This is a genomic window from Janthinobacterium sp. SUN211 (assembly GCF_030587315.1).
GTDB classification, from domain to species: domain Bacteria; phylum Pseudomonadota; class Gammaproteobacteria; order Burkholderiales; family Burkholderiaceae_D; genus Janthinobacterium; species Janthinobacterium kumbetense.
In genome coordinates this window covers 267665-280887 of sequence record NZ_JAPWIC010000007.1, presented here as the reverse complement: position 1 = coordinate 280887, position 13223 = coordinate 267665, and the positions used below count along the sequence as shown (strand labels likewise).

Below are 13223 nucleotides of genomic sequence, written 5' to 3'. Positions count from 1 at the left end.
TATCACGCCGAGCTACTTGAACGTATTAGCGTTAGGAAAGCGACACAGCTTGCCCCACCTGAGATTATTGATTGCAGGCGGCGAAGCAATGTCGATGGAACTTGCCGGTCGATGGGATTCGGATTGCGTGCTCATGAACGCCTATGGGCCAACCGAGGCAACGGTGACTGCGACAACGTTCCGCCTGCACGACCTGCCTTCAAACGGGTCGGGCTCCTTGCGCTATATTCCGATTGGACGATCAACCGGCGACACGCAAATTTACGTACTCGACACGCGATTGCAGCCTGTGCCACCGGGTGTCATCGGAGAGATTTATATCGGTGGTGCCAGTGTGGCGCGCGGTTATCTAAACCTACCGGCTTTGACAGCTGAGCGGTTTTTACAAGATCCGTTTCGATCGAAACAGGGTAGCCTCTTGTACAAGACTGGTGACTTGGGACGCTGGCTGGTGTGCGGTAATGTGGAGTTCCTTGGGCGCAACGATCATCAGGTGAAGATTCGTGGCTTCCGAATTGAATTGGGCGAGGTCGAGAATGCATTGCGGACGCATGAAGATGTGAAGGATGCCGTTGTCATTGCGCGTGAAGCGCCCGAGGGCGGAAAGCGCCTCCTAGCCTACGTGGTGAGCAATGGAGCAGCATTGGAGCAAACCTTGGACGTTCGCAACCAATTAACTGCACAACTGCGCCAGCACCTAATGTGCAATTTACCAGATTACATGGTTCCGCAAGCTGTCATGGTTCTCGACCAGTTTCCACTCACTCTCAATGGAAAGATCGACCAAAAGGCGTTGCCGGAATATGATCAGGCAGCGCTGGAACGGGAATATGTTGAAGCACGGACGGCAGTTGAGCGTGCGCTGTGCGAAAGCTGGCAGGAGGTGTTGCGCATACCACGGGTCGGCATCACTGACAATTTTTTCCAGTTGGGTGGGCACTCCCTGCTGGCGATCCAGCTGATGTCTACCGTCCGGCGGCGTCTGGACGTAGAGATGCCGTTAAGGTCTCTCTTTATTGCGCCCGATCCGGAGTCTTTTGCTCGCGCTATAGCCAATCAGGCAACGGTTATACCTTTCCAAAATTTGGTCAGAATTCGTTCGGGGAGCACAGCAATTACCTCTCCCCTCTTTCTGCTGCATTCTGGCGAGGGTGAAATCGCGTATGCAATCAAACTGGCTCAATCGTTGCATGGCGACCTGCCCGTGTATGGGTTGGCCGCGATTGGGTTCCTCGATGGCGAGGAGGTTATGTCCAGCGTGTCCACGATGGCATCGATGCAAATGAAGGCAATCCGGCACATCCAACCCGAGGGACCATACCGCCTTGCCGGCTGGTCGGCCGGCGGGACAATTGCCTATGAAATTGCTCGACAATTACTGGATGACGGGGAGGAAGTCGATTTTCTTGGCTTGATCGACACGACGAGCAATTACGGTGGTGGATCTTTATCTACAGGATATGTGGACGTGGATGATGCTGCTTTTTGGCTAGCCAACCTTGGCGAGCTTCCTAAAGGGGTTGCTACCCAATTGCAGGCACTGGCGTCATGTGGGGACTTAGCACTCATGTTCGACGTGTGCCGACGTGAAGACCTCATCCCTCCACAGCTTGATTTTGCGGCATTCCGGCGTCATCTCGCTGTCAGAGCATCGATTGCCCGTGCTTTGTATGCATACAAACTGGTTCCGATACCAATTAACATCTCCTTGTTTTGCGCGGTGGATGAGATGCGGTCCGAACCCGATTTGGGCTGGAAGCAGGTGATGGGTGGCAGGGTTAGCATAACTTCGATAGGCGGTGGACACTATACAATCATGGATGAGCCGAATATCAAGGCACTCGGCGAGGCGATTTCGGCCAAGCTGCGTCTTTAAGGTTACCTCTAAAAACCCTCCGCTGGCCGGCCTACCTGGGTAAAAGGGTTCTAATGGAATGGACGCCCTCTTTCAAACGGCATCGAGGTGCCCAAATAGGGGGGTATCCCCCCTTAAACGAAAGGAGCGTCCACTATGAAGATTACTAATGCTGGGATTGATTTGGCAAAGAACGTTTTTCAGGGTAAGCATCCAGCCGTCCCATCTATGAATACCCCTAACGTCTCGCCATACTCCGATTTTTTATGGAGATTAGGATGAATTCAGATTTACGCAGGGCCTTATGGAAAGTGCGGGTGTAGCAATGGCGTGACAGTGGTTTGCTGTGGTCCAATTTGCCCGGACACCTCAATAGGTGGAAAATCCACCATCTGAGGAAAAAGCATGACAACAAGAAAACGTAGAACCTTTGAGCCGAGCTTGAAACTGGAAGTGGTCCGGCTGATCAATGAGCAGGGCCAGAGCGTCCAGAACGTCAGCGAAAGCATGGGCATCGGCCAGACCGCGATCCGTCGCTGGCTGCAGCAGTACAGTACCGAGCAGAACGGGCAGCCCGGCATCGGCAAGCCGCTCACTGCCGAGCAGCAAAGAATCCGCCAACTGGAGCTGGAAAATCAGCAGCTACGGCAGGACGTCACCATCTTAAAAAAGGCCTCGGCCTTCTTTGCCCGCGAAATGAAGTGACCCATACGCTTATTCGCCAGCTGCAAAAGGAGGCCATCCCAGTCCAGCACAGCTGTCGCATCCTGGACGTGAGCCGATCTGGATTTTACGAGGCGCAGCGTCGTTCTGCTAAACCGGTTTTGTGCAAAGCGAGCGTTCATCTGCGGGCCGCGTTTATGGCAAGCCATCAGAGCTACGGAAGCCGCCGACTGGTCACTGCCATGGCCAGCGCAGGGTTCGACATCGGGCGTTACAAGGTGCGCAGTTTGATGCGCCAGCAGGCTTTGAAGCCGGTCTGGAAGCGCAAGTTCGTCCATACGACGGACAGCAAGCACGACCTGCCAGTGGCCGCCAACGTGCTGAACCGACAGTTCAATCCGAGCGCGCCGAACCTGGCGTACGTCAGCGACACCACGTACATCCGTACCGGTGCCGGCTGGCTGTATCTGGCAACCGTGCTGGACCTGTACGCGCGCAAAGTGGTGGGCTGGGCCATGGCACCAAGCATGCCAGCCAAGCTGGTCTGCGATGCGTTGACGATGGCCATCCAACAGCGCCGGCCGGCAGCTGGACTGATCGTCCATTCCGACCGGGGCAGTCAATATGCCAGCGAGCTTTACCAGGACCTGCTGGCCAGCCACGGTTTCGTCTGCAGCATGAGCCGCAAAGGTAACTGCTGGGACAACGCCGTCGCTGAACGCGTCTTCTTGAACCTCAAGATGGAACGGGTCTGGCAGCGTCAATACGCTAACCACGCCGAGGCCAAAGCCGACATCACCGACTACATCGTCAGCTTCTATAACTGCAAGCGCATCAATTCAGCATTGGGCAATCTGCCGCCCTCTGTCTACGAACAGAAAATGGCAGAACGTGAACCTATCGTTGTGTCCGAAATTGCTTGACCACCGCAACCACCGGTTGTTGATCCGTACATGCCAAGCGTGGTTGTACTCCTTAAGGTCCTTACCAGATTTTCCCTAAAATCGTTACATCAAACACTATAGGCGAACTTGATGGAAGAAATCGATGAGCATACTCGTATTATGGCGGTAGCCGGGCAACTAGAACCTATTTAGATTTTACGGGTAGGCAATCGCCCTCGACCAATAATGGGAAATATTATTTAAAATAAAAGACTTAAAAATTATAAAAGTTGCATAAACCGTGAACTACAAAAAACCGGATGAAAATTTGTGGGTATTATGACGAAGCGGGGGGGGCATACTAGAACGCCCAACTAGGAGTGTGTGATCTAGGGCGATCGACTGAAATATATTGTCTAGGTAATTTATTTTGTGGGTGTTATGACGAAGTATTGCCGGGATTGAGAGGCATGTTGGCGCCAGCTGCCTTGACGCGTACCGCCATCCTGGCAGGCTTGCTCAATATCGGCGACCAACTCCTGGCGCTGCGGCAACGCAATCATGCGTCCTCGCCGTCGGTCCACAGCGCTTCGTACTTTCGGGACAGCACCAGCAGCGCCGCCGTCTCGGCCAATGCCTTCTCCTTGCGGCGCAAATCCCTTTCCAGTTCCCGGATGCGCTTTTTGTCCGTCGCGCGTTCGGTCGCGCCAGCTCGGTTCTGTCCAGGCGACAAGGCCGTGTGGACTTCAGTGCGCCAGCGTTCCAGCTGTTCCACCAGCAATCCCTTGCGACGGCAGTACGCCGCCAATTCTGCCGCGTTCAGAGGCGCCGCCTCCAGCACCACCGCAAACTTGTCGGCGGAACTCCATTGCTCGGGATTTTGCCCATCGCCGGGCACCGCGCGACCTTGCTCGCGTGCCTGCTTGCGCCACAGGTACAGCGTGGCCTCCGGTACTCCGGTTAGCTGAGCCACTGCTGCCACAGGCTTGTTATGCGGCGCGCTCATTTGGCTGAGCGCGTGCTCTTTCTTCTCATTGGTGTATTTCGTCATCGTCAAATCCATCGCCCCAGGGCTGATTAGAACTCCAAATGCTGGAGACGACAACTATTTTGACAGAGGGGGCTTGCGCCACAGGTACAGCGTGGCTTCCGGCGCGCCGGTGAGTTGTGCCACTTCGGGCGCGGGCTTGTTATGCGGCGCGCTCATCTGGCTGAGAGCGTACTCTTTCTTCTCGTTCGTGTATTTCGTCATTGTCAAATCCATCACCCCAGGGTTGATTAGAACTCCAATTGCTGGAGGCGACAACTATTTTGATCGAGAGGGCTCGCGGCACAATTCAGGAACGGGAGAACCTCCTTCGGCTGGCTTGAGGATGACGATGATCTAGCTATAGGTAAAACGGGATGCCTTCATTCAGCACCTTCAAAAATCTGAGCTTGGAAAATTCTATTTTTAAACGCGGTCGTATTTTTGGGGATTGCTGTCATAAAATTCGTTTGCCTACTCGAATTTAATGGCTTGCTATTTAATTTTACTGAGAAAAGAAATTTCATTCCATAAAACTTCAAAAGCTGACTATTCATGCACGAAGATTGCTGTGTAAATAGATAAGAATTTCGTTTTTGTGCTGAAATTTTATGTGGAGCTTGGATTTTTTATATTTCCCATCACCGAATGATTTTTCAACGGCCTGCCAGTGTCCCAGATTAAAAATCCGTTGAGTGAGTGTGCCGAGAATCACACCGATACAGCGTCACCCATGCTCGACAGGACTGGCTGTGTTGTATTCCTTGTTTCTGCGCACTTTCGTCACATCTTATCGTCAATGAAATTAAAAATCATAACATTAAGGAAATACTGATCAATTCGCTTTTCGGCTAGGTCTTGCGAGCTGAACTGCAGCACGACGAGTCGAACAGGTGCATTTTCGGTCGACTTGAGGGGATGCTTCACGCGTTTCTGCAATCAGGACGGACTACGGAATTCAATGATCGTAAAGCCACTGCTGGCCAACCGACGCCAGGTTGGCGAAAGCGAACGACATGAACAGCTACGCATGTCACGTCGTCAAACTCGGCAAGGACAAGGCCGCACTGAGTCAGCTTCTTTTTGGCGGTGTATTCAAGGGCGGAAAAGCACCTTTGTATGTCGATGGCATGTGAAAGGGGACTGCTATTGCTATAGGTTAGCGAACCGCCGGGAGCCGTGCCCATTGAGTAAATCAGTTCTTCCCTAGAGGAATGGTAGCGAGTGAAAGAATGTTTAGCAAGCAAAAGAATGAATGCTTAGTATCAAATCTGCATGGGTGGATAATTCGGCCGCATCGTGCATCAGGGCGGCCAGGCGCAAGGGGGGCGGCACCAGTTCGGCGACGATCAGGCTGTGCTGGGCGACCGAGTAGAACACTTGCGTCTGTCCATTGAAGCGGCACTGGTAAGCGAGGCCGTGGGCGATGTCTTCGATGGCGACCTTGTCGATATGCGGGCGCAAGGGATAAAAACGGTTGCCTGAATAAGTGGATACGTAGTCGGTAGTAATCATTTCTGGATCAGCTCGCCTGCTTTGCACGGATGATCCATCCTACACCCGATGGCCAGCGCTTGCCTTCCGCCTGTCCTGCCTCCTCCCGACCGAGCCTATGCATCTTGGCAAATCCTTTAATTTATTTCATATCATTCATTGATATTTCTCAAATACACTGTGGAAATCTTGTTTGAATGAAACTTAAGGGGGGGGCAGGGCAATGACGGCGATACCTTCGGCAAGACCTTCGTATATCTATCAGGGCGGTTCGGTGATGATGCACTCGCCGCTGCAATTGAAACAGTCGGAAATGTACGGTTATTTCGTCCGGGGCGACCTGGCGAAGCTGCAGGCGACCGTGAATACCACCCTGAACCAGGTGGCGGGCAGCAAGATGACACTGAAAGCCCTGTCGCCGTATGTGATGCTGACGTTTACGCGCGTCAACCATGCGGATTCCGCCAACCCCGTTGACCAGGCCAAGGGCTGGATCACGGAAGTCGATATCGTCACCTGGATCATGGTCGGCCAGATGGACGCCGCCGGCAAGCTCGCGCATATCTACTGGTATCCGTGCCATATCTTCGTCGATGACGCCATGGCCCTGATCAACGGGCGCGAACTGTTCGGCTATCCGAAATACCTGTGCGACTACGAGATCCCCGCCGCCGGCAGCGAGCCGCTGCGCTGCTCCGTGGCCGCCAAGGGTTTCCAGCATTTTTCGCCGGAAACAAAACTGGCCCTGCATCCATTGCTGGAGGTTAATGCCACCGTGCAGACGGGGCAGCACAAGCCCATCAACAGTTTCCTGGAACTCATCGAGCAGGCGTTCCAGATTTTCCTGTCCATCCCCGATTTCTTTGACATGGATCAGGCCGGCTGGGCCGATGTTTTGTCGCTGCTGCGCAATCCCCGCATCGACCAGATTTTCCTCAAGCAATTCCCCGACAGTGCGGGCGTGAAAGCCGTGTATCAGGCCCTGGTGGCCGCGCCGGCCGAGATCAACCGCCTGCACAGTGCGCGCCTGCTTGGCTACGAATACGAATGCACGCTGCACGCCTTCGACAGCTTCCCGCTGGACCAGACCCTGGGCCTGAAACTGGGGCCGCAGGCGGCGATCTTGCCGTTCCAGGTGAATTTCGACTTCACGGCCATGCCGGGCGAGGAACTGGTCGACAATTCCCGCATCGCGCCGGAAAAGATCGCCATCCTCGGCGGCGGCGTGGCGGCCATGACCACGGCGTACTATCTGACGAACCAGCCGGGCTGGCAAAACCGGCACGCCATCACCGTGTACCAGCTGGGCTGGCGCCTGGGCGGCAAGGGCGCCAGCGGACGCAATGCGCAAGCGGGCCAGCGCATCGAGGAACACGGCCTGCACATCTGGTTCGGCTTTTACGCGAACGCCTTCAAGATGATCAAGGAAGCGTATGCAAGCCTGGACCGTCCGCCCGGCGCGCCGCTGGCCACCTGGCGCGACGCTTTCAAGCAGCACGATTACGTGGCCCTGTCGGAAGACGTCAAGGGCAAGTGGCGCAACTGGTCCATCGTCTTTCCCACCTTGCCGGGCGAGCCGGGCGAGGGCGGCGAAGACATCACCCTGTGGCAGATGGCCGTCGCCATGGTGGGCTGGATCGAGCAGTGGATACGCCAGATCCGGCAAGTGGCGGACGCCGATGCGCGCATCGTGCGCGCCAGCGCATCGCAAGGCGAGGGCGTGTGGCCGGGCTGGCTGCGCCGCCTGGCCGATGAAGTGGTGGGGCAGGCCGATGAACTGGGGCTGGACGTGGGCCTGTCCGTGGGCGCGCTGGCGGCACTGGTGGCCGACCTGGCGCCGGACTCCACGCGCCATGACCAGGCCCGCCACCAGCTGCTGGCTAGCACCCTGAACGGCATCCGTGCCTGGCTGCGCCTGCGCTACCGGGCCCTGATCGATGGCGACGATGAATTGCGCCGCCTGTTCATTTGCCTGGACCTGGGCATCACGGTCATGAAGGGCATGTTCCAGGATGGCGTGTTCAAGAACGGCTTCGACGTCATCAACGATATCGACTTGCGCGACTGGCTGTGCAAGCATGGCGGCGACGAGCAGTTCAGCGTCAACTCGGCGCCCGTGCGCGGCTTCTATGACCTGGTGTTCGCCTACGAGGGCGGCGATTTTGCGAAACCGAACATCGAGGCGGGGACGCTGTTGCGGGCGATGGCGCGCATCGGCCTGGCCTACAAGGGCGGCATCATGTTCAAGATGCAGGCCGGCATGGGCGACACGATCTTCACGCCGCTGTACCAAGTGTTGAAAAAAAGGGGCGTGGAATTCAAATTCTTCCAGCGCGTGGAAGAACTGGTGCCGGGCGCGGGCGATATCGACAGCATCCGCATCACCGAGCAGGTGCAATTGAAAGACCCCGCCGCCGGCTATGCGCCGCTGGTCGACGTGAAAGGCCTGGCGTGCTGGCCCAGTACCCCCGATTATGCGCAGATCGAAGCGGCGCAGGCGGCGCTGCTGCAAGCGCAGGACGTCAACCTGGAATCGTACTGGAGCGACTGGCCGCTGCAGTACCAGCAAGCGTTCGGCCGCGCGCTGCCCGCCACGGTATTGAAGAAGGGCGTCGACTTCGACAAGGTAGTGTTTGGCATTTCCATCGGCTCGCTGCCCGCCTTGTGCCCGCAACTGCTGGCGCAAAGCCCGGCCCTGCAACTGGCGGCCGACAAGGTGAAAACCGTGGCCACGCAAGCCTACCAGGTGTGGCTGAACAAGGACTTGCGTCAGATGGGCTGGACCACGCAACCGAAGGGCCAGCAGCCCGTGCTGTCGGCCTTCACGGAGCCGTACGACACGTGGGCGCCGATGGATCAATTGTTGGCGCACGAGGATTGGCCGGCGGGACTGGCACCGAAAAACGTCTCGTATTTTTGCAGCGCCTTCCCCGTCGACAGCTATCCGCCCGTCACCGACACGGATTTCCCGGCCCGCTGTGCGGCCAGGGCGAAGCAGGGCGCGCTGCACCAGCTGGAACGCGAGATCGGTGCGCTGTGGCCCGAAGCGGGCGGGCCGGGCGCGTTCCCGTGGCAATGGCTGGTCGACGCGAAGGCGGCCACGGGCGCGGCCCGTTTCGACAGCCAGTACTGGCGCGCCAACGTCGACCCGTCCGAGCGCTATGTGATGTCTGTCGTGAACAGCACGCAGTACCGGCTGGCCACCGACCAGTCAGGATTCAGTAACCTGTTCCTCACGGGCGACTGGATCAAGACGGGCATCAACGCGGGCTGCGTGGAGGCGGCCGTGATGGCGGGCATGCAGACGTCGCGCGCCATGACGGGGTATCCGGCAGTGATCCAGGGCGAGACAGATTTTTAGTGATTTCGCTATGATGGCGTTTCATTGTTCCCTGCGCGAGCGAATCATGCAACGCCTGCTGCTGTTGTTTCTGATCTGTATCAACCTGCACGCTGTCGCCGCGCCGCCCGGCGCGATTGTGCTGTGGCCCGGCGCGCCGCCCGGTGGCGCGGCGCCGGGCCCGCAGCGCGACAGCGCCAAGGGATCCATCACGCAGGCCGAACAACCGTATCTGATCGCGCACCGCCCGGCGCAGCCGAACGGCATCGCCATGCTCCTGGTCAGCGGCGGCGGCTATGCGCATATCGAGGCGGGCAAGGAGAGCGGCCCCACCGCCCGCTGGCTGCAGGCGCAAGGTATCACGGCGTTTGAACTCGTGTACCGCCTGCCGCAGGAGGGCGGCGGGGTGGCCGCGCCGTTCCAGGATGGCCAGCGCGCCATGCGCGTGATCCGTGCGCGCGCGGCCGAATGGGGCATCGACCCGGCACGCATCGGCATGCCGGGATTTTCCGCCGGCGCGCACCTGGCCGGCATGACGGCCGTCCAGCCCGACGCGGCCCGCTACGCGCCCGTCGATGCGGTCGATGCCGTCTCTGCGCGCCCCGACTTTGCCGTGCTGCTGTACCCCGTGCTGACCATGCAGGCGCCATTCGACACGACGCATGCGAAAAAGCAGTTGCTGGGACGTCACCCCGCGCAGGCGGCGCGCGACGCGCTGTCGGTGGAATTGCACGTCGATGCGCGCACGCCGCCCATGTTCATTGCGCAGGCGCTCGATGACCCGATTGCGCCGCCCGAGAACAGCCAGCTGATGGCGGCCGCCCTGCGCCGCGCGGGCGTGCCCGTCGAACTGCATATGTTCCAGCATGGCGGCCATGGCTGGGGCCTGGGCAAGCCGGGCAGCGAGCCGGCCGCCTGGCCACGGCTGTTGCTGGCGTGGCTGCAAGCGCATGGCTGGATGGCTCAGCCGGCGGGCTGAGTTTCCAGGTCGCGCCGCGCCACGCTCAGCGCCTCCTGCAGCTGCGGCAGGAACTGTTCCACGTTATCGAGCTGGCCGTTCGAGGCCAGGGTTTCCATCTGGTGGCACAGGCCGTGCAGGGTGGGGCGGCTCAGGTAGCCGGCGCTGCCCTTCAGGGCGTGGAAGGCGGCCGCCGCCGCGCTGGCATTGCCATCGCGCACGGCGTGGCAAGCCAGGTCCAGGCGCCGCGGCGCTTCCGTCAGGAACGCTTGTGCGATGCGCTGCAAATGCTGCGGCGACAGGCCGGCCAGCGGCAAAATGTGCACGGGCGCCGTCATGGGATCGGCCGGCGTCTCCGCCTGCGCCGTGCCGGCATCGTCCAGGCCGAACTGGCGCGCCAGGCTGTCGTCCCCGATGGGCGCGGCAGGCGGCAGCGCGTGGCCGCGCGCCAGCAGCAGGTCGATGAGGGCGTCGATTTTCTTGAATAGCAGCGCTTCGTCGACGGGTTTGCTGAGGAAGTCGTCCATGCCGGCGGCCAGATAGCGTTGCCGGTCATGTTCGCTGGCGTTGGCCGTCAGCGCGAGGATGGGAATGTGTGCGTCGGGAATGGGGAATTTGGCGTTGCCGCCGTCGCGGATCAGGCGCGCGGCCTGTTCGCCATCCATCAGCGGCATGCGGCCATCCATCAGCACGCAATCGTAGGCGCCCGCACCCAGCGCGCGCAGCGCCTGTTCGCCGTTTTCCACGATGGTGACCTCATGCCCCATGCTTTCGAGCAGGGTGCCGATAATGATCTGGTTGGTGCGCACGTCTTCGGCGCACAGGATGCGCAGACGGCAGGCGTGGCGCACGTGGCGTGCCGGCCGGCGCGCGTCGGCCGCCGGCGCGCTGCCTGGCGTCAGCGGCAAGGTGAAATGGAAGCGCGAGCCGATGCCGATGCGGCTTTCCACGCCGATCGTGCCGTTCATCAGTTCGACCAGCTCCTTGCAGATGGCCAGGCCCAGGCCCGTGCCGCCGTAGCGCCGCGTGGTGGAGTGGTCGGCTTGCTCGAATTTCTGGAACAGGCGCGGCAAGGTGTCCGCGTCGATGCCGGGGCCCGTGTCGCTGATGATGAATTCGATCTCGCTGCGGCCGTCGCGGCGCGGCGGCGTGCGGGCGCGCCTCACTTCCAGCAGCACTTCGCCATTCGCCGTGAATTTCAGCGCATTGCCCAGCAGGTTGATGAGGATTTGCCGCAGGCGCGTGGGGTCGGCGCGCACGTAGCGCGGCAAGTCCAGCGCCAGTTCGCGGCGCAGCAGCAGGCTCTTGGCGTCGGCCTGGCCCTGCACGATGCCGGCAGCGTCGCCGATCAGCGCCAGCAAGTCGAAGTCCACGGTTTCCAGGGTCAGCTTGCCGGCGTCGATCTTCGAGAAATCGAGGATGTCATTGAGAATGGTCAACAGCGACACGCCATTGTGCAAGCCGATGCGCAGGTATTCCTGCGTGCGGCCTTTGACGGACTGGTCGCGCAGGGCGAATTTCAGCATGCCGATCACGCCGGCCAGCGGCGTGCGGATGTCGTGGCTCATGGCGGATAGAAAATCGATGCGGTGGCGGCTGACCACTTCCGCGTGCTCCTTGGCTTTCAGCAGGGCGTCGTTGCTGAGGGTGAGCGCCAGGGTGCGCTCCTGCACGCGCTGTTCCAGGTTGTTGCGCAGCAGGCGGATCTGGTCGGCCAGGGCAAAGGCCAGCAGCAAGCCGTCGAGCGTGCCGCCGAGCAGGGTCACCAGCTGGGCGTTGGCCACCATGGCCGGCATCAGGCCCAGGTTGGCCGGCAGGATCAGGAAGCCGGGCAGCATCAGGGCGACGAAGGCCAGCACGAAGAAGCGCGCCGGCTGGTAGCCGCGGCACCAGACGACGATGCCGCAGACGAGCGCCAGCAGCATCCAGATGCTGATGACGATGGTGGCCAGCGTGTGCGCATACGACAGGGCGAAGAAGCAGCTGGGCAGCAGCAGCAGGGGCAGCACCAGGTTGACCTTGCTGATGCGGTGCAGCAGGGGCGAGTAGTCGCGCAGGCGCAGGAAATGCGTGTAGAACAGGGTGCTGAAGACGGGCAGCAGGAAAAACGGCACGTAATGTAGCTGCAGCAGGCGCCAGTCGAACAGGTCGGCAAAGACGTGGAAGGTCATGGCCCAGGCCAGGCCATAGGTCAGCACGTACAGCGCGTAATAGGCCGAGGCTTTTTCCAGGGTGATGGAAAAGATGAAGAAATTGAACAGGCCCAGCGCCAGCAGGGCGCCGATGGACGCCACCATCAGGAAGTTTTCCTTGCCCACCAGCTTGCGGTAATCCTGCTGCGTCTGCACGCCGAACAGCGGCGCGCGCGCGTAATAGGGGCTGGAAAAGCGGATCAGGATGTCATACGTGGCACCGGGCGCCAGCTGCACGTTCCTGCCGTAGTGCAACAAATACTCGTGCGGACGCTGGTAGCCCGTCAGCAAGGTCTGCGGCGCCGCCTGCAGTCCGGGGCCATACACGTACACGTCGACCAGGTCGATCAGGGTGTCGTTCGGGTCGATGACCCAGGCCGTTTCGCCGCTGTCGTTGCGCACCTGCGCGTGCAGCCAGTAGGCGCCGCCGAACAGGTCGACCTGGCTGGCCGGGCGCTGGTGCGCCAGCCAGGCGGGCAGGGCGGCCGCATCGGCGGGCGCGGCGTCATTTCCGGCGAGAAACAGTTGCCCACCGTTGCCCAGGTGCTGGATGCCTTGCTTGCTCAGGGGCAAGGGCGCCGCCTGCGCCCCACCCGCCAGCCCCAGCAGGCCGATCAGCAGGCCGACCAGGAGCGGCCAGCCGCATAGCCAGGCGCAGACGCGGGAGCTGGAAGCGCGGTGGCGGGAAAGGGGCGGGTGGGCTGGCATCGATGGGTTTGGTGATGGTCGCGCGGGAAGCGGCGGCAACGCCGTTTGCTGTGGAGTGCCCATTTTAATCGACTCTTGCTGGCATACGGGCAATTTCATGTC

The 13223-nt window shown here is 59.9% G+C and carries 8 protein-coding genes; 4 read left to right on the top strand and 4 right to left on the bottom strand.

The genetic code is table 11. The features are described 5' to 3' along the window. On the top strand, positions 1–1876 hold a 1876-nt coding region (locus O3301_RS23045; RefSeq protein ID WP_305057603.1), incomplete at its 5' end, for a thioesterase domain-containing protein. 384 nt (positions 1877–2260) lie between these two features. Then, a protein-coding gene (locus O3301_RS23040) for an IS3 family transposase (RefSeq protein WP_305057602.1) occupies positions 2261–3441 on the top strand; the annotation gives its coding sequence in 2 pieces (ribosomal slippage) (positions 2261–2531 and positions 2531–3441; 1182 coding nt in all). 520 nt (positions 3442–3961) lie between these two features. On the opposite strand, the gene O3301_RS23035 is transcribed toward O3301_RS23040, so the two are convergent. The 3 genes from O3301_RS23035 to O3301_RS23025 all read right to left on the bottom strand — a co-directional run bounded on the left by O3301_RS23035 (position 3962) and on the right by O3301_RS23025 (position 5944). Then, positions 3962–4453: a transposase gene (locus O3301_RS23035; RefSeq protein ID WP_305057601.1), complete on the bottom strand. Its 492-nt coding sequence runs from the start codon at positions 4451–4453 to the stop codon at positions 3962–3964. A gap of 54 nt (positions 4454–4507) precedes the next feature. Then, entirely contained in the window at positions 4508–4654 is a 147-nt protein-coding gene (locus O3301_RS23030) for a hypothetical protein (RefSeq protein WP_289914147.1), read from the bottom strand. Between the two features lie 1011 nt (positions 4655–5665). Then, positions 5666–5944: a hypothetical protein gene (locus O3301_RS23025; protein ID WP_289914148.1), complete on the bottom strand. Its 279-nt coding sequence runs from the start codon at positions 5942–5944 to the stop codon at positions 5666–5668. 202 nt (positions 5945–6146) lie between these two features. On the opposite strand from O3301_RS23025, the gene O3301_RS23020 reads away from it, so the two are divergent. Both O3301_RS23020 and O3301_RS23015 read left to right on the top strand, forming a co-directional pair. Next, the gene (locus tag O3301_RS23020; RefSeq protein WP_305057600.1) at positions 6147–9284 is read left to right on the top strand and encodes an NAD(P)-binding protein; all 3138 of its coding nucleotides are present in this window, start codon (positions 6147–6149) and stop codon (positions 9282–9284) included. A gap of 46 nt (positions 9285–9330) precedes the next feature. Beyond that, positions 9331–10242: an alpha/beta hydrolase gene (locus tag O3301_RS23015; protein ID WP_305057599.1), complete on the top strand. Its 912-nt coding sequence runs from the start codon at positions 9331–9333 to the stop codon at positions 10240–10242. Here the strand turns inward: O3301_RS23015 and O3301_RS23010 are convergent. Continuing rightward, entirely contained in the window at positions 10227–13121 is a 2895-nt protein-coding gene (locus O3301_RS23010) for a hybrid sensor histidine kinase/response regulator (protein WP_305057598.1), read from the bottom strand. The genes O3301_RS23015 and O3301_RS23010 overlap by 16 nt on opposite strands. Positions 13122–13223 lie beyond the last annotated feature (102 nt).